This is a genomic window from Chryseobacterium sp. PCH239, from assembly GCF_018924625.1.
Lineage (GTDB): Bacteria > Bacteroidota > Bacteroidia > Flavobacteriales > Weeksellaceae > Chryseobacterium > Chryseobacterium cucumeris.
In genome coordinates this window covers 4,449,778-4,466,296 of sequence record NZ_CP073027.1, presented here as the reverse complement: position 1 = coordinate 4,466,296, position 16,519 = coordinate 4,449,778, and the positions used below count along the sequence as shown (strand labels likewise).

At 37.7% G+C, this 16,519-nt stretch carries 17 protein-coding genes; 10 read left to right on the top strand and 7 right to left on the bottom strand.

All coding sequences use genetic code 11. The annotated features are described in order from the left end of the window. Positions 1-46: 46 nt before the first annotated feature. Together KBP46_RS20580 and KBP46_RS20575 are read left to right on the top strand one after the other, a co-directional pair. Positions 47-289, top strand: a complete 243-nt coding sequence (locus KBP46_RS20580) for a hypothetical protein (protein ID WP_228432430.1) — start codon at positions 47-49, stop codon at positions 287-289. Positions 290-401: 112 nt separating this feature from the next. Then, positions 402-953 carry a putative glycolipid-binding domain-containing protein gene (locus KBP46_RS20575; protein WP_216444049.1) on the top strand — a complete coding sequence of 184 codons (552 nt, stop codon included), beginning with the start codon at positions 402-404 and terminating at the stop codon, positions 951-953. A 104-nt stretch (positions 954-1,057) separates the two neighbouring features. On the opposite strand, the gene KBP46_RS20570 is transcribed toward KBP46_RS20575, so the two are convergent. Then, positions 1,058-2,068 (bottom strand): NAD(P)-dependent alcohol dehydrogenase, encoded by a 1,011-nt coding sequence (locus KBP46_RS20570; RefSeq protein WP_216444048.1) that lies wholly within the window; start codon positions 2,066-2,068, stop codon positions 1,058-1,060. Between the two features lie 124 nt (positions 2,069-2,192). Here KBP46_RS20570 and KBP46_RS20565 point away from each other — a divergent pair, with 124 nt between their 5' ends. Together KBP46_RS20565 and KBP46_RS20560 are read left to right on the top strand one after the other, a co-directional pair. Beyond that, a complete protein-coding gene (locus KBP46_RS20565) occupies positions 2,193-2,576 on the top strand; it encodes a helix-turn-helix domain-containing protein (protein WP_062674179.1) in 384 nt (127 codons plus the stop codon). A 10-nt stretch (positions 2,577-2,586) separates the two neighbouring features. Next, complete coding sequence (locus KBP46_RS20560; RefSeq protein ID WP_216444047.1) at positions 2,587-2,928, top strand: enoyl-CoA hydratase; 342 nt, start codon at positions 2,587-2,589, stop codon at positions 2,926-2,928. 164 nt (positions 2,929-3,092) lie between these two features. On the opposite strand, the gene KBP46_RS20555 is transcribed toward KBP46_RS20560, so the two are convergent. The 3 genes from KBP46_RS20555 to KBP46_RS20545 form a co-directional block, all read right to left on the bottom strand. Then, positions 3,093-4,019, bottom strand: coding sequence for a malate dehydrogenase (locus KBP46_RS20555; RefSeq protein ID WP_034699354.1), 927 nt, complete (start codon positions 4,017-4,019; stop codon positions 3,093-3,095). 118 nt (positions 4,020-4,137) lie between these two features. Further along, positions 4,138-4,689, bottom strand: coding sequence for a biliverdin-producing heme oxygenase (locus KBP46_RS20550; protein WP_216444046.1), 552 nt, complete (start codon positions 4,687-4,689; stop codon positions 4,138-4,140). A 20-nt stretch (positions 4,690-4,709) separates the two neighbouring features. Next, entirely contained in the window at positions 4,710-6,908 is a 2,199-nt protein-coding gene (locus KBP46_RS20545) for an ATP-binding protein (RefSeq protein WP_216444045.1), read from the bottom strand. A gap of 375 nt (positions 6,909-7,283) precedes the next feature. Here KBP46_RS20545 and KBP46_RS20540 point away from each other — a divergent pair, with 375 nt between their 5' ends. The 6 genes from KBP46_RS20540 to KBP46_RS20515 all read left to right on the top strand — a co-directional run bounded on the left by KBP46_RS20540 (position 7,284) and on the right by KBP46_RS20515 (position 14,467). Further along, the gene (locus KBP46_RS20540; RefSeq protein WP_062674173.1) at positions 7,284-8,333 is read left to right on the top strand and encodes a linear amide C-N hydrolase; all 1,050 of its coding nucleotides are present in this window, start codon (positions 7,284-7,286) and stop codon (positions 8,331-8,333) included. Positions 8,334-8,483: 150 nt separating this feature from the next. Then, the gene (locus tag KBP46_RS20535) at positions 8,484-9,650 is read left to right on the top strand and encodes a porin (RefSeq protein WP_216444044.1); all 1,167 of its coding nucleotides are present in this window, start codon (positions 8,484-8,486) and stop codon (positions 9,648-9,650) included. A gap of 20 nt (positions 9,651-9,670) precedes the next feature. Next, positions 9,671-11,101: an anion permease gene (locus tag KBP46_RS20530; RefSeq protein ID WP_062674169.1), complete on the top strand. Its 1,431-nt coding sequence runs from the start codon at positions 9,671-9,673 to the stop codon at positions 11,099-11,101. A gap of 16 nt (positions 11,102-11,117) precedes the next feature. Next, positions 11,118-11,774, top strand: coding sequence for a succinate dehydrogenase cytochrome b subunit (locus tag KBP46_RS20525; RefSeq protein ID WP_216444043.1), 657 nt, complete (start codon positions 11,118-11,120; stop codon positions 11,772-11,774). An 11-nt stretch (positions 11,775-11,785) separates the two neighbouring features. Beyond that, positions 11,786-13,702 carry a fumarate reductase/succinate dehydrogenase flavoprotein subunit gene (locus KBP46_RS20520; RefSeq protein ID WP_216444042.1) on the top strand — a complete coding sequence of 639 codons (1,917 nt, stop codon included), beginning with the start codon at positions 11,786-11,788 and terminating at the stop codon, positions 13,700-13,702. A 12-nt stretch (positions 13,703-13,714) separates the two neighbouring features. Further along, positions 13,715-14,467, top strand: coding sequence for a succinate dehydrogenase/fumarate reductase iron-sulfur subunit (locus tag KBP46_RS20515; RefSeq protein WP_120232010.1), 753 nt, complete (start codon positions 13,715-13,717; stop codon positions 14,465-14,467). Positions 14,468-14,534: 67 nt separating this feature from the next. On the opposite strand, the gene KBP46_RS20510 is transcribed toward KBP46_RS20515, so the two are convergent. The 3 genes from KBP46_RS20510 to KBP46_RS20500 all read right to left on the bottom strand — a co-directional run bounded on the left by KBP46_RS20510 (position 14,535) and on the right by KBP46_RS20500 (position 16,516). Then, positions 14,535-15,305 (bottom strand): cyclase family protein, encoded by a 771-nt coding sequence (locus tag KBP46_RS20510; protein WP_216444041.1) that lies wholly within the window; start codon positions 15,303-15,305, stop codon positions 14,535-14,537. Between the two features lie 82 nt (positions 15,306-15,387). Beyond that, positions 15,388-16,242 (bottom strand): GLPGLI family protein, encoded by an 855-nt coding sequence (locus KBP46_RS20505; RefSeq protein ID WP_123279334.1) that lies wholly within the window; start codon positions 16,240-16,242, stop codon positions 15,388-15,390. Between the two features lie 67 nt (positions 16,243-16,309). Then, positions 16,310-16,516 (bottom strand): hypothetical protein, encoded by a 207-nt coding sequence (locus tag KBP46_RS20500; RefSeq protein WP_216444040.1) that lies wholly within the window; start codon positions 16,514-16,516, stop codon positions 16,310-16,312. Between the last annotated feature and the right edge of the window lie 3 nt (positions 16,517-16,519).

Sequence of the window (16,519 nt, the reverse complement as noted above, 5' to 3'; positions counted from 1 at the left end):
TGCTGGTGTGTTAATTTTTTTTACATTAGTAATCAACAAATTAAAAATGATTACTATGAAAAATTTAAAAAAATTAAAGAGAAATCAGCTTGTGTTGATTAGTGGTGGAGACACTCCTTATGCATTGTGTGATATGGATGGCAATTGTCCGCCAACTATAGGTTCATACTATTGCAGTGGTGGTACATGCTACAGAGTTTCTGAGGGCGGCGGCGGTGACCCTGGCTGTACTGAACCTATGCGCCTGTGCCAGGAATGGGAAACAGGATGCGGATGTGTTTATATGTAAAAAATATTTGTTAGATAAAATTTTGTTCAGGGCGGTTTTTACCGCTCTTTTTTGCAACCAGCCATAGCATTCATTAACTTGCATCTCTTAATAATACGTCAAATCATATAATATGAAAACATTGATCTGGAAAGGAATCTATTATCAGTCCCTTGAATATTTCAATCTATTATCCAATGATAAAAATTACACTGTAGAATCAAAGATCATCGGCTGTCTTGAAGATAAAATATATAGTATAGAGTATAAAATTCACATTGATAAAGCCTGGATCGTTCAGGACTTCCTGATCGAATCGGAGATCAATAAGGTAAAAAGGACACTTGCCGGAAAAAGAATTCAGGACCAATGGGAAATTAACAATGTTATAAATCCGGAATTCAATAATTTTAAATTCATAGATATTTCTCTGACCCCCTTTACCAACACTTTACCCGTCAACAATTTAAAGCTTTCAGAAAACAGTTCTCAGAAAATTGATGTCCTCTATATTGATGTATTAAACCATCATATCAGACCTGTACAGCAGCAATATACCCGGACATCTGTTAATAAATACCTATATGAAAATTTAGAAAATGATTTTAAAGCAGAGATTTCAATCGATGAAACTGGATTAGTAACAGTTTATCCTAAACTGTTTGAAAAGATAGCAGAACTTTGAAAAGCTGAAACGAGTCCAACTCATATTCCTAAATAAAAATAAAAAATCACTGTTTTTCCAGTGATTTTTTTGTTGATATCAACAAGTCTTTTTCGAAGTAAAACCTAATACTTTATCACAATTTTTCCTGTTGCACCTTTTTCCAGATGATAAAAAGCAGATTTAGCATCATCAAAAGAATATACGTTATCAATAACAGGATGTATCCCATGTGCTGCCAAAGCTTCATTCATATGACTAAACATTTCTTTAGAACCCACTTCAATTCCTTGCAGCCTGATTTGTCTGGACATAATTTTCGCTGTATCCAGCTCAGCACTTAATCCACCCATCAGACCAATAACAGCAATGGTTCCATCAAGGGCAATTACATTCATTGATCTGATGATATTACGGCCTCCTACCACTTCTACAATATGGTCTACTCCTCTTCCACTGGTAATATCCATGATATTCTTTTCCCACTCGGGAATTTGGCGGTAATTAATAAGGTGATTAATCCCCATTTTTTCAGCTAAAGTCAATTTTTCATCACTACTTGACAACAAAATCACTTCTGCACCTGCCATTAAAGCAAATTGAGCAGAAAACAGAGAAACACCTCCTGTACCCTGGATGAGAACTGTACTCCCTGGTTTAATATCTCCTTTTTCAATCACGCCATGCCAGACCGTCAGTCCTGCGCAAGGTAACGTTGCAGCCTCTTCATCACTTAAAAAATCGGGAACTTTAATGACTTCATTCTGATCAAATATGGCATATTCCTGCAGCAGACCATCTGTTTTTGCACCGCCAAGAGAACCGCCTATTTTTTCATCTGTCAGTTTTCCATCGATCCATTTAGGTAAAAATAATCCGGCAACACGATCATTTAAAGCCAAGGTTGTTACTTCACTTCCTTTTTCAACAATAATACCTACTCCATCAGAAACCGGTATTCTTCCTACGGGAGGCTGCCACGAAGAAAAGCCTGTTACGACCATAAGATCTCTGTAATTAAGAGAATTGGCTTTCATTTTCACCAATACTTCGTTGGGTAAAAGCTTTGGATAGGATTTATCCACCAGCTCAAGAGAAGATATACTGTACTCTTTGCTTACCTGATATGCTTTCATTTTACTGATTTTTAAATTATTAAACTATAGACTAAAAACCGTAATTTTATAAGACAAATGTATGTTGAAAAAATCACCGGAAATCACTTGTAGCCCATTGTGAGCTACTAATAAATAAATGAGTATGAGTAAAAAGAAGCTGAGTTCTACCAATTCAATAAATGAACATTATCTGGACGACAGATGTACCCTGAATAAAGTACTAAAAATTATTGGTAAACGATGGGTAGCAGAGGTCTTATTATTAATCACTTGTGATGTCTCCCGATTCTCCCAACTGAAAGAAGCGTTGGTTGGAATTTCAGATAATGTATTATCTTCTGTACTCAATGAATTGGTTAAATCAAATCTGATTACCAAGAAAATATTCAATGAAGTTCCTTTAAAAGTTGAATATCATATTACACCCAGCGGATCAGAATTGACAAAAGTGATGCACCAGCTCTGCAGCTGGGGAAAACAGAATATTCCCTATGAAGTTAGAATTCTTCCGGGATCTATGAAATAAAAACATTGACATGTTAACTATTGAAGAAGCATTTACTTTAATTAAAAAAGAAAGAAAATTTCTTGATGATATTACAGAATATAAAATTAAGATAAGCAACAGCAATAATTTTGAGAGAGAAAATATGATTGGCGTGTACACCATCAGAAAATATAGTGCTCATAAAAATGGAAACTATGAATTATCACAACAGGTGGAAACCTTGGTTTCCAATCTGAAAAATTATTCTGGGAATAAACTAAGATTTATAAGTGTACTTGGAAAAGAATATTACGGAATGTTTTTCTTAAGCCAAGATTGGAATAAAATTATCGGATATATTGAAACTGAAGCTAATGAGAGAAACCATTAAACCATCAAGCTTAAAAAATCAATGATTTTTCTTTATCAACCTTAATTCTCCGTTCTTGAATGGTTCAAAAGTTATGATTCAATATTGCTCAAAAGACAACCCCGGCTGTTTCTTTGAAACAGCCGGGGTTTATTATTTTAATTCGTGCTTAAAGCAGGTACTTATTAAAATTTAAGATCTCCATTCACTTCTCTTACTGCATTAGCAGCTTCAGCGAATTTCAATTGCTCTTCAGCAGTCAAAGTTACGTTTACAATTGATTCTACTCCGTTTGCTCCGATAATAGCAGGAACACCAAGACAGATATCGTTTTGTCCGTATTCTCCTTCAAGCATTAAAGAACAAGGGATCATTTTCTTCTGGTCACATGCAATCGCCTGAACCATTACAGAAACTGCTGCACCTGGAGCATACCAAGCTGAAGTTCCTAATAATTTCGTAAGCGTAGCTCCTCCTACTTTAGTTTCTTCGATGACATATTTCTGTTGTTCATCACTTAAGAATTCAGTTACAGGAACACCGTTTCTTGTCGCTTTGCTCAATAATGGAAGCATACCTGTATCACTGTGAGCAGCGATTACCATTCCGTCAACATCAGAAATTGGAGCTTCTAATGCTTCAGCTAATCTGTATTTGAATCTTGCAGAGTCTAAAGCACCACCCATTCCGATGATTTTGTGCTTAGGAAGACCTGAAGTTTTGTGAACAAGGTAAGCCATAGTATCCATCGGGTTAGAAACCACGATGATGATTACTTCCGGAGAATGTTTTACTAAGTTTTCAGTAACTTCTTTCACGATACCAGCATTGATACCGATCAATTCTTCTCTTGTCATTCCAGGTTTTCTTGGAATCCCTGAAGTGATTACTGCTACATGAGAACCTGCAGTTTTGCTATAATCTCCTGTTGTACCCGTAATTTTCGTATCAAATCCGTTAAGAGATGCGGTCTGCATCAAATCCATTGCTTTCCCTTCAGCAAACCCTTCTTTAATGTCTACCAAAACTACTTCTGAACAGAAGTTCTTCATTGCGATGTATTCTGCACAGCTTGCTCCTACAGCGCCTGCACCTACTACAGTTACTTTCATATTGTTACTTTTTAAAAATTATTTTTTGTTAGTTAAGTTTAAATTTGAAACTCCCCAAATTTAACAATTCCTGAAAAATTGAGCAATTTTTCAGGAATTTAATTAGAATTAAAATAAATTAGTTAACGTTCAGTAAAAACATATATAGTTTTTTCGCCCCGGAAAGCACTTCACTATAGTTTTCTTCCGCGATTTCTGTATCCAGAACTTCCTTGAAGTTTTTCCACATTGGCCCCGTATTTTCCTGATAGCATCCGAAAAAGTTGAAAGTTACCTCATCAAAACCCTCCGTTTTGGAAAGTTGCTTTGCAATTACATTTCCACCAAGCGTAGAACCTTCAATCACATACATCGCTCCAAGTGCTTCATGTTCGTTATTGAACTCTAGGGGATGAGAAACTTCCTGATTTTTCAGAGAAAGACTTTGCAGGTCTTTTTCAATAAGTGAAAGCTTCTTTCTCGCATCAAGCTGAAGTCTTTCTGCATACTTATCAGAAAGGCTTCTGAATATTTTATCTTCGCTGTGAAGAAGCATCAGGTAATTGGTATGAATGATTTTTTTATAGTCTTCTAAAGTGAAAGTTTTGTTGAAAATCTTTTCAGAATTAAAAAGTTTTTCTGCTGCATCGTGATACTCTGCTGTATTCTGTTTTAGATATTCTGATACCATAAATACGTTTTAAAAGTTTCTCAAATATAAGGCTTTTTGAACGTTAAAATAAAGGAAGTCCCTTCACTATTGCTTTCAAAATCTACATCTCCTCCCAATCTTTTCATGATGCGGTGTACTATAGACAGCCCTACTCCGTTTCCTTTAAACTTTTTGGCATTATCCATCCGGTTGAAGATTTTAAACATTTTATGCTTCTCCTCCACAGGGATACCGATACCGTTGTCTGAGATTCTGTAAATAATGGTCTGCCCGTCCTCTGCCCCTTCAATTTCCACTTTCGGAAGCTCTTTATGGGAAGAATATTTTACAGCATTGTTGATGATATTCAGAAATACCTGATGAAGCATGGTTTTATCAGCCAGTACATCAGGACATTCTTTAATGATAATTTCACTGTTCGGGCTGCCATAGGTCATCTTGGCATTTTCGGAAATTTTCTCAATTGTATGAGCTGTTTTCAGGCTTTCAAGCTGTATTTCGCTGTGTTTGGCTCGGCTGAGCTGCAACACATCATGCATCATTTCCGCCATATTGTCGATTTCCTCAATAATTGAATTGATCTTGGTTTTACTTTTTTCAGCATCAGCAGCAAGATTTCCCAACAGCATCTGTGCATTTAGTTTCATTACGGTCAGAGGAGTACCAAGGTCATGTGAGATGGTGTAAGAAAAACTGTCAAGTTCTTCATTTACTTTTTTAAGCTCATCATTAAGCCTTTTGATGGCGTTGTAATTTTTATGGGAAGTTTCTAAAATCAAATCCCTTACAGCCTGTACAGCACTTACATTTCTGGAATTCCATCTTTTAGAATACCCTTTGATATTTTCTGTGAAAATCCGGAATGAAGTTCTTGGTGATATCATATGTTTTTCCTCTCCATTCTGAGAAAACACTTCTATTTTTTTCTCCGGATTTCCTGCCCAGTTGATATGTTCATCAAACTCTTTTCTGAACCAGATCAGCATTTCATTCTTATCTCTTTCAATAAAATAGATGGCAATTCCTGCCGCATTATCCGTCAATTCAAGTTCTTTACCGTGATCTTTAAGAAAGCTTCTGCTCACGTAGATACGCTCATCAGTATTCCCAAGAGCCCATTCTGCAATTCTTCCTAATGTTTCAACATCAGGTGTGTTGCCGTCTGTAATTATATTTTCATCCGAAATAATAGCAAGTCCGTCTGCTTCAGGTAAATTTTTGATCTCTTTTTTACATTCAATAAGAGAATCAAAGAGATGATTATGTTTCAAAAATTCCGTTTTCAGCTGAGATATTTTCTCATTCAGCTCCAAACGGTAATTCAGTTCGCTTTTTGATTTAAAAGATGAATAAGCATTGGCAGCAAGTGTTGTAAAAATTCCGGCCTGCACCCTGTCTTCAAGATCAATATGTTTGGGTTCCACATTCTGGCAGGTAACCAATCCCCAAAGATGGTCATCGATAATAATGGAAACACTGAAGCTTGAAGCTGCTCCCGAATTTTTAAGATACTGCCCGTGGACTGGTGACATCCCTCTTGATGCTGAAAAAGTGAGATCAATGCTCTCTGCGCTTTTGCTTAAAATAGGAACGGTATCCGCATACACATTGCTGAAGATTCTTTTTCTTTTTTTAAGATAAAGATCCCTTGCCTGCTTTGGAATATCAGACTCCGGGTAATGAAGCCCAAGGAAACTTTCCATGTTTTCATTCTTCTTTTCGGCAATTACTTTTCCGGAACCGTCCATCATGAATTTATAGACCATCATCCGATCATAGTTGATCACCTTCGAAAGCGTTTCCAGAAGATGATTCCAGAGTTCCTTTTCATTATCAATGATGTAAAAGTTATCATATTTATTGGAGATCCGTTTATTGGGATTAATGATTACTTCTTCAAACTCCAGAAAGATATAAAGTTCACTTCTGAAAACAGAAAAATGATACTCTTTATCATTGATAAAAATTTTATCGAAATAGGTTTCATTTTTACGTCTGGTAAACTTGTCCAGTGACATATAGATTTCTGAATCAATAATGCTCTGAAAACTTTCAGGAAAGTCAGTAATTTTTCTTCCGAACAGTTCTTTTGAACTTCCGACTTTAAATAAATCCGCAATATTCCTACTAAAAAAAGTAATGGTATGGGATTCTGCATCAATGCCAATCAAATAACCAAAACTCTGAATAGAACCCGGAATATGGATAGGTTCTTCATGGCACTCTATAAAATTCATATATCTTTTCAGTCTATATATCAAATATACTGTTTTTTTCAAACAGCTTTCTTCTTTGTGGTATCTAAATTTAAAGTCTGCTCCACCAAGTATTTATGAGAAATTTACAGCAAAAAAAGAATCAAAAATACATTCAAACATTCTTCATTTTTCCCCCTTTTTCATGTCAAATATCTAAAATATACGAAAAAAAATCCAATAATCAGGTTATGCACTCTTTAATCATGATTCATAACATGGATTACATATTATTAACCTTAATAATTGTTTTATTTAAACAAATTTTGCTAAATTTATATCACCAAATAATGAATATGATAAAAATCCATTGAATTATTCTCAATGAATTCAATATAAAATTTAAATAATACTATTATGAAAAAGTTCCCATTAATTTTATTTTCTCTGATCCTCTCTATAGGATTATGGAATCCTTCAGAAGCCTGTACAAGGGTAGTTTACAAAGGCCCCCAGAATACTGTTATTACAGCTCGTTCTATGGACTGGCGTGACGAAATCCCCGCTAACTTATGGGTTCTCCCGAAAGGAATAGACCGCAACGGACTCGTAGGCCCAAAATCTGTAAAATGGACCGCCAAATACGGCAGCCTCATCAGCTCTTCATGGGATATTGCTTCAGCAGACGGAATGAATGAAAAGGGACTGGTAGCTAACCTGCTCTGGCTAGGAGAATCCCAATACCCAAAATTCGATGGAAAAGGAAGTAAAAAGGGAATTGCCATTTCATTATGGGCACAATATTATCTTGATAATTTTGCTACAGTAAAAGAGGCCGTAGAATTCTCCCGAAAAGAACCTTTCGTTATTGTAAGTGATTATATTCCTGGAACAGAAAGATTTACAACGGTTCATCTTTCCATTTCCGACGCTTCAGGAGACAATGCTGTTTTTGAATATATTGATGGAAAATTGGTTATTCATCATGATCCATCTTATACGGTAATGACCAACTCTCCGGTTTTTGAAGAGCAGCTTGCTCTTAACAACTACTGGAAGGGCATTCCGGGAACGGTTATGCTTCCGGGAACAAACCGTGCTGCAGACCGCTTTGTAAGAGCTTCTTATTATATCAATGCGATTCCTCAGACTGCAGATACCCGCACAGCAGTAGCCAGTGTTTTCAGTGTGATCAGAAACTGTTCTGTTCCTTATGGAATCACTTCTGCAACAGAACCTAATATTTCGTCAACAAGATGGCGTTCTGTTTCGGATCAGAAAAACCTGGTGTATTATTTTGAAACGGTTTTCACTCCCAACACTTTTTGGGTAGATCTTAAAGATTTTGATTTAAGCCCTAAAGGAAAAGTGATGAAACTTGACCTCAGCAATAACCGCACTTATAACGGAAAATCCAATGCAGAATTTAAAGAGTCTGCACCGTTCACGTTCTTAGGATTAAAATAGATTTTAACCACAAAAAATACTCGTGCTTAGTAGATATTGAACTAAGTATGCCCCATTATGATTAGACGAAATACTAAAAATCAAAAATTTGAGGGGATAAGTAAGCAGTTGTGGTAAAATAGAGTTCACAATAAAAAAACAAAAATAGATATGGCCTTTTTTTCGATTAAAAAGAAAAGCCTGATCCTGTGTATGCTGGCCTGTGGGTTATCAGCTTATGCACAAAATCAGGATTCTCTGAAGACCACACCTCCTCCACAGGCAGAAGACAATGTAAAATATCCGCAACTGCAGATCAAAGGCCTTTTTCAGGCACGTTACCTTGTAGGAATGAGTAAAGATGTAGATGTTAACGGACTTCATCACACCGACGGTTCCGGAACTGATAATAATTTCATGCTCAAATACATGAGGGTTCAGGTTCGGGCACAGATCAGTAAACGTACGGAAGTTGTTGTTTTGGCCAACCTTGCCGATTTTAAAAATGATCCCAAAAGCAGAGTTCTTGAAAATGCTTACCTGAAGTATACTTTCAATCCCAAATTAGCAATTACTGTAGGACAGTTCAGACCTTGGTTCGGTATCGAGGAGACCTATCCTATTGACATTATTAAGTCTTTAGACTGGTCCAATCAATACACAGAATTCGGAAAACTGGGCTGGACAAGCTTCCAGATCGGGATGTCTGCTACAGGGCAACTTCAACTGGGAGAAATTCCTTTCCAATATGCTGTTTCAGTAGTGAATGGAAATGGAAAAAACCAGATCAATGATAATGACAACGGAAAACAGTATTCTACCCGTCTGGTTTTCGGATTATCAAAAAAATACCACTTCAATGTAGGTCTGAATGGAGGTACCGGAGAAGTTTTCAGCAAAAAAGTATATGCGCTGGGCGTAGATCTAAGTTCACTGATCCAGTTTGATCCAAAATGGAGCCTTGATATGCAGCTGGAAGCCAAACAGGCAACCAATCACGTTCTATACAACTCCATTGCACCTGAATTACGTCCTGATAATCCTGACCAATATCTTATCCGCGGTGCTTATTTTCTTCCGAATCTAAGATATGAGATCAACCACAAAAATCTCAGCGCCTTCGAATTATCCTGCCGCTACGAATACCTTGATACGAATTTCAGAATGGCTTCCAACCCAAGACAAACGATTACCCCGATGTTCGGATTGGAATTCCTGAAAAATTATGGAGCAAGAATTCAGCTGGGAGTACAGTTTGACCGCTACAAACATCAGGTGGAAAACACATCACAATACAACAATAATCTATTCATTGTACAGGTACAGAGTAGGTTTTAAACGATTAAATAGTTAGTATCATGAAAGAAATTAATATTAAAAACGTAGCGATCACATTTGTTGTTGCGTTGATCATATGGTTCATTCCTGCTCCGGAAGGTGTTGCAGAGAATGCCTGGCATCTGTTTGCCATCTTTGCGGCAACTATTTTAGGAATTATTCTAAAAGCTGCTCCAATGGGAACAATGTGTATGATGGCCATTGGATTTACAGCCCTTACGCAGGTAGTTGCTCCGGGAGATGCGGGGAAATCTATTACCAAAGCGCTTTCCGGTTTTGGAGATAAAGTAATCTGGCTGATCGGGATTTCATTCTTTATTGCCAGAGGATTTATCAAAACAGGATTGGGAAATCGTATCGCCTTTTTATTCATCCGAGTTTTTGGGAAAAGTTCACTGGGATTGGCTTACGGATTAGGACTTGCCGATGTTTGTCTTGCTCCTGCTATTCCTAGTAACACAGCAAGAGGAGGTGGAATTATCTACCCGATCATGAAGTCTATGGCCATAAGCTTTGATTCTGTTCCTGAAAAGCCGGAAACCCATAGAAAGCTAGGGTCATTCCTGACTTTGAACAGTTATTACATGAACCTGATCGCTTCTTCCATGTTCCTTACCGGGACAGCCAGTAACCCGATGTGTCAGAAGTTTGCAGCCAACCTTGGTATTGATATTACCTGGATGTCATGGGCAGCAGCAGGTTTTATTCCGGGTGCAGTAGCATTCTTTATCGTTCCTTTGGTATTGTATAAATTATATCCGCCTGAATTGAAAAAAACGGGTGATGCTCCTAAAATGGCAGCTCAGAAATTAAAAGAAATGGGGCCTATCTCAAGAAATGAATGGCTGATGCTGCTGGCATTCTTCATTCTGTTAGCCCTTTGGATATTTGGAGGAGCACTCTCTATTGATGCTACTACTACAGCCTTTATCGGATTAACATTATTACTACTAACCTCAGTATTAACCTGGGAAGATGTAAAAGGTGAAAAAGGAGCTTGGGATACGATCGTTTGGTTCGCTGTACTGGTGATGATGGCAAGTTCTTTAAATGAATTAGGTTTCATTGGATGGTTCAGTAACCTTATCAAAGTACAGATTGGAGGTTTGAGCTGGCAGGTAGCTTTCCCGGTTATTATTGTAGTATATTTCTTCAGTCATTATATTTTTGCCAGTGCTACTGCTCACGTAGCGGCCATGTATGCTGCCTTGCTGGGTGTCGGTGTTTCTTTAGGAATCCCACCAATGTTACTGGCAATGATGCTTGGTTTCATGGGTTCAATTTACGGGGTACTTACTCATTACGGCCACGGTCCGGCTCCGGTATTCTTCGGAAGCGGATATGTTGACCTGAAAGTCTGGTGGCTCAGAGGTCTTGAAATTGGAATCGTTCTATTGATCATTTATATGGTTGTAGGAGGATTGTGGATGAAAGTCTTAGGATATTATTAACCAATAAATCAAAAATATGTTATCAACACTGTCAAGAAAAATGCTGATGTGCCTTACAGGACTCTTTTTGGGATTCTTCCTGTTGATTCATTTCCTTGGAAATCTTCAGCTTTTTCTTCCACAAGAACAAGCGCACCTGCAGTTTAATGCTTATTCGCATTTTTTATCAGGAAATATCATTATCAAAATAGTCTCTTACGTTTTATATGCCAGTATTATTCTGCATGCAGTAGACGGACTGATGATTACTTTAAAAAATAAAAAATCAGGAGGCGGTTATCAAACGGACAGACGTGGAAGAGCTAGCAAATGGGCTTCCAGAAATATGGGAATCCTGGGAACATTAATTCTGATTTTCCTGGTGATCCATTTCCAGAACTTCTGGTATATCTATAAATTCGGAAATCCTCCTTTGGATGAAAACGGAAATAAAGACCTCTACATTCTGGTAGTGAATGTCTTTAAAGAATGGTGGTACGTTATCATTTATGTTGTATCAATGATCGCTTTATGCTATCACCTGATTCATGGGATCCATAGTGCTGTAAGAACTCTGGGATTATATCATCCTAAGTTTGTACAATGGTTCAAAACTATCGGGATTACGTATTCAATCATTATCTGCGTAGGTTTTGCATTGATGCCTGTGTATGTATTCTTCACTTATCATTAAAAGGAACGATTATGATTTTAGATTCAAAAATACCACAAGGCCCATTGGAACATAAATGGGAAAATTATAAAAAGAAAGCAAAACTCGTAAACCCTGCCAACCGTAAAAAACTGGATGTGATTGTTGTAGGAACAGGATTGGCGGGAAGTTCAATCGCAGCTTCTTTAGGGGAAATGGGATATAATGTAAAATCATTCTGTTTTCAGGACAGCCCGAGAAGAGCACACTCTGTGGCAGCACAGGGAGGTGTGAATGCCGCCAAAAACTATAAAAATGATGGTGATAGTGTCTACAGAATGTTTGTAGATACCTTAAAAGGAGGAGACTTCAGAGCCCGTGAAGCCAATGTCTACAGAATGGCAGAATGTTCTTTGAACCTCATCGACCAGGCTGTTGCACAAGGTGTACCTTTCGGGCGGGAATATGGCGGATATCTGAACAACCGATCCTTCGGAGGAGTTCAGGTAAGCCGTACTTTCTATGCGCGAGGACAAACGGGGCAGCAGCTTCTTCTGGGAGCTTATCAGGCTTTAATGCGACAGGTTGGAAAAGGTTCCGTGCAATTATTTTCAAGACATGAAATGCTGGATCTGGTTACTGTTGATGGGAAAGCCAGAGGAATTATCGTAAGGAATTTAGACACAGGAGATATTGAAAGACATGCCGCCCACGCTGTAATATTGGCAACCGGAGGTTACGGAAAAATTTATTATCTGTCAACCCTTGCCATGGGATGTAACGGTTCTGCCATCTGGAGAGCCCATAAAAAAGGAGCTTTAATGGCTTCCCCAAGCTGGATTCAGGTACACCCTACTTCCCTTCCGCAATCCGGAGATTATCAGTCCAAACTGACTTTAATGTCTGAATCATTACGTAATGACGGCCGAATCTGGGTTCCATTAAAAGAAGGGGAAACAAGACAACCCAATGACATTCCGGAAAATGAAAGGGATTATTATCTTGAAAGAAGATATCCGGCTTTCGGAAACCTTGCTCCAAGGGATATTTCTTCCCGTGCCGCCAAGGAAAGAATTGATGCCGGGTTCGGGATCGGGCCTTTGAAAAATGCAGTATATCTTGATTTTTCCAAAGCAATACAGGAACAGGGAAAAGATAAGATTAAAGAAAAATATGGAAACTTATTCGATATGTATCTTAAAATAACAGGTTATGATGCGTATAAAGAACCTATGATGATCTCTCCTTCTGCCCACTTTTCAATGGGTGGTCTTTGGGTAGATTATGAACTGATGACTACTGTTCCCGGACTGTTTGCTTTAGGTGAAGCTAATTTTGCCGATCACGGAGCCAACAGATTAGGAGCCAACTCTCTTTTACAGGCGTCTGTAGACGGATATTTCATTGCGCCTTACACGATTGCCAATTATCTGGCAGATGAAATTCACACCGGAAAAATTTCACCGGATACTCCTGAATTTGAACAGGCTGAAAAGGCCGTTAAAGATCAGATCAACGATTTTATCAATATTAAAGGAACCAAAACCGTTGATTACTTCCACAAAACTTTAGGAAAGCTCCTCTATGATTATTGCGGACTGGCCAGAAATGAAGAAGGGTTGAAATATGCCATTCAGGAAATCCGAAAATTGAAACAGGAATTCTACAAAGACGTAAGAGTTTCCGGACAGGGAGATAAAATGAATACCGAACTGGAAAAAGCAGGTCGTGTAGCCGATTATTTCGAAATCGGAGAACTGATGTGCTACGATGCCTTAACCCGTAACGAATCCTGTGGAGCTCATTTCAGAGAAGAATATCAGACTCCGGACGGAGAAGCTATGAGAAATGATGCAGAATACCAATTTATTTCTGCATGGGCATGGAAAGGTGAAAATGGTGAACCTGAAATTATTAAGGAACCTTTAATCTTTGAAGAAATTCAGCCAACGGTAAGAAGTTACAAATAAAAACAGAAAATTATGGATTTACATCTTAAGATATGGAGACAGAAAGACAGAAAAAGTGAAGGAAAACTGGTAGGTTACGACCTGAAAGGATTGAATTCTCACATGTCTTTCTTAGAAATGCTGGACACTTTAAATGAAAAACTGATTATTGAGGGTGATGAACCTGTTGAGTTTGATCATGACTGTCGTGAAGGGATCTGCGGACAATGCGGGATGATGATTAATGGTATTGCCCATGGTCCTTTGAAAAATACAACCACCTGCCAGCTTCACTTAAGGTCCTTTAAAGATGGGGAAACGATTCTGATAGAGCCATTCCGTGCTGAAGCATTTCCGGTGAAGAAAGATTTAAAAGTAGACCGTTCTGCTTTTGACAGAATTATATCTTCAGGAGGTTTTGTATCTGTAAATACAGGCCAGGCTCCTGATGCTACAACCATTCCGGTGACTCACCAGACGGCTGAGGAAGCTTTTGATTCTGCTGCGTGTATCGGATGTGGAGCCTGTGTTGCCACTTGTAAAAATGGAAGTGCAGCTTTATTTACCTCTGCAAAAATCACTCACATGGCACTCCTTCCTCAGGGAAAAGAAGAACGTAGCAAGAGAGTGCTGGATATGGTGACTCAAATGGATACGGAATTATTCGGGCACTGCTCCAATACGGAAGCCTGTGAAGTAGAATGTCCACAAGGAATTTCTGTCCTGAATATTGCCAGAATGAATTTTGAATACAACAGAGCTTTGTTTTTCAGAAAGAAAAATTAATCTGAGAAAGCAAAGATGATCATAAGTAAAGGACGAATTTGTAAATTCAAATTCGTCCTTTTATTTCTTATTCTATCATCGCCACTACTCTGGCGGGAGCAGCAGAACCGCCAACAATTTTAAGGGGAAATACACAGATTTTAAATCCGGATGGAGGTAGTGCGCCCAGATTTGTAAGCTGTTCGATGTGTAAATATTCTTTTTCGATGCCTACGCGGTGGCCTTCCCAGAAGAATTCAGGATCATTGAGTTCTTTGGCTTTCTGAGCCATATATTTCAAAGGAAGATCCCAGCCCCATTGGTCGATTCCCATTACTTTTACGCCCTGATCAATCAGCCATTCTGTAGCTTCTTTACTCATTCCGGTGCCTTTTTCCACAAAATCCGAAGTTCCCATCATTTTGTCACGATCCGTTCTGATCAGAACAATATTTCCTTCCTGAATGGTAATTCCGTTTTTATAGAGATCTTTTTTCAAATCCTCAACAGTGATAGCAACAAAATCTTCTTTATGCGTACAATCAATTACAATTCCTTCTCCATAGCACCATTCCAACGGAATCTGGTCTATGGTTTTGGCAGGCTTCCCTTCCACTACAGGGCCATAATGCCAAGGAGCATCAATATGTGTTGTCGCATGAAGTCCCATATTTTTGATAGTGTCATCTGCCCAGCCTATCCAGTTTTTAGGAAAAAGCCTTGATGGAAGCCTCAATGCCAGACGAATCAGCCAATGTGATTTTCTATGGGCTTTATGTTTAATTTTCACCCGCATGAACCACGGATCTCCTGCATTGTATTGGATAGGTTTTGTCAGATCGACAAGTGTTGTTTTCATATGATTTAGCTAAGAAGACAAAGATAATGAATAAGGCAAAAAAACGAATAGATATTAGCAAATGAAAAAAGATCAGCCATTACTAATCTTTTTCTAATTCTAGTGGGTTTTCGTATTTTTTGTTTTCTTCCCTTTCTTTCTGTCTTTGTTTTAGCATTTCCTCTCCCTGTATAATAGTTGTTCCATAACTTGCAAGTACACCAGTGACATTAGCTTGAATATTTCTTTGCGCCTGTTTCAACTTCGCTTGTGTAGTTTCTGTAGCTCCAATATATCTACTTTTCTTTATATTAACTAATTTACCTTTCAATATAGAAGTAGGCGAAGATTTTACAAGTTCAAAATCATAATCACCTCTATCATCTGTTATTTTAATAATTAACCCTGGCAACCCATTAAATTTCATCGGACCGTAAGACAAAGGAATTTCAGGAGAATACCATGCTATCCAGTTCCGACCTTTAAACTTAACTTCTGCCTTCTGACAAATAATTGTATTAATTGCTTTGGTCTCATTCATAAGTTTCCAATTCTTTATTACAGGTTCTTTATACATAAGTAATGACATGAAAGCAGAATCAAAATACTGGATATCTTCAGTTGATTGTATAATTGTAAAGTTGAAATTTGTTTTTGGAATAACTGCTTCCTTCTTATAGCTGAGAGTTATGCTTCCATCATAATTTTTTGTTGTAACCCTTGAATTTTCCATTACCGAATCTCCTTTCAATGATATAGTACTTGCAAAAAATGCGCGTTTATTTCCCACTTGTAATGTGAAAAGTTCTTCATATTGATTGTCAGTTCGTTTATCGAACTTAGCTCTTAATCGATACGTGAACTCACCTCTTAAGCTATCTTCTTTGTATGATTGGGTATAATATAAGACACTGTATAAGAATATTAAAACCTGAAATATTTTTTTATGATAATTCATGAGAGGTATGATTAATCTATAAATACACATATAGCAGAATGACTCCACTATGAGTGCTCAATTTATTTTATGCTAAATGTTGAGCATCAGACCCAGAATAAGTAGGAGTTTTACAGTAATTTTTTTCAATTTCATCCACCCAAGTATTTGCCTGTTCAGCGGTCCATTCTTGAGTAGTCGTTGCTGTAAAACCACATTTGGTAATTGCAATCCAAACCTCACCTCCTTTTACAGTTTTAAGATCTTCGCGAGTCATTTTTTTAAATTTTTTCATAAA

Coding starts and splice junctions, on each gene's coding strand:
- KBP46_RS20510 (WP_216444041.1), bottom strand. CDS start 15,305: ATGAAAACAACACTTGTCGATCTGACAAAACCTATCCAATACAATGCA.
- KBP46_RS20525 (WP_216444043.1), top strand. CDS start 11,118: ATGTTATCAACACTGTCAAGAAAAATGCTGATGTGCCTTACAGGACTC.
- KBP46_RS20560 (WP_216444047.1), top strand. CDS start 2,587: ATGTTAACTATTGAAGAAGCATTTACTTTAATTAAAAAAGAAAGAAAA.
- KBP46_RS20520 (WP_216444042.1), top strand. CDS start 11,786: ATGATTTTAGATTCAAAAATACCACAAGGCCCATTGGAACATAAATGG.
- KBP46_RS20555 (WP_034699354.1), bottom strand. CDS start 4,019: ATGAAAGTAACTGTAGTAGGTGCAGGCGCTGTAGGAGCAAGCTGTGCA.
- KBP46_RS20540 (WP_062674173.1), top strand. CDS start 7,284: ATGAAAAAGTTCCCATTAATTTTATTTTCTCTGATCCTCTCTATAGGA.
- KBP46_RS20535 (WP_216444044.1), top strand. CDS start 8,484: ATGGCCTTTTTTTCGATTAAAAAGAAAAGCCTGATCCTGTGTATGCTG.
- KBP46_RS20515 (WP_120232010.1), top strand. CDS start 13,715: ATGGATTTACATCTTAAGATATGGAGACAGAAAGACAGAAAAAGTGAA.
- KBP46_RS20505 (WP_123279334.1), bottom strand. CDS start 16,242: ATGAATTATCATAAAAAAATATTTCAGGTTTTAATATTCTTATACAGT.
- KBP46_RS20575 (WP_216444049.1), top strand. CDS start 402: ATGAAAACATTGATCTGGAAAGGAATCTATTATCAGTCCCTTGAATAT.
- KBP46_RS20565 (WP_062674179.1), top strand. CDS start 2,193: ATGAGTAAAAAGAAGCTGAGTTCTACCAATTCAATAAATGAACATTAT.
- KBP46_RS20545 (WP_216444045.1), bottom strand. CDS start 6,908: ATGAATTTTATAGAGTGCCATGAAGAACCTATCCATATTCCGGGTTCT.
- KBP46_RS20550 (WP_216444046.1), bottom strand. CDS start 4,689: ATGGTATCAGAATATCTAAAACAGAATACAGCAGAGTATCACGATGCA.
- KBP46_RS20500 (WP_216444040.1), bottom strand. CDS start 16,516: ATGAAAAAATTTAAAAAAATGACTCGCGAAGATCTTAAAACTGTAAAA.
- KBP46_RS20570 (WP_216444048.1), bottom strand. CDS start 2,068: ATGAAAGCATATCAGGTAAGCAAAGAGTACAGTATATCTTCTCTTGAG.
- KBP46_RS20580 (WP_228432430.1), top strand. CDS start 47: ATGATTACTATGAAAAATTTAAAAAAATTAAAGAGAAATCAGCTTGTG.
- KBP46_RS20530 (WP_062674169.1), top strand. CDS start 9,671: ATGAAAGAAATTAATATTAAAAACGTAGCGATCACATTTGTTGTTGCG.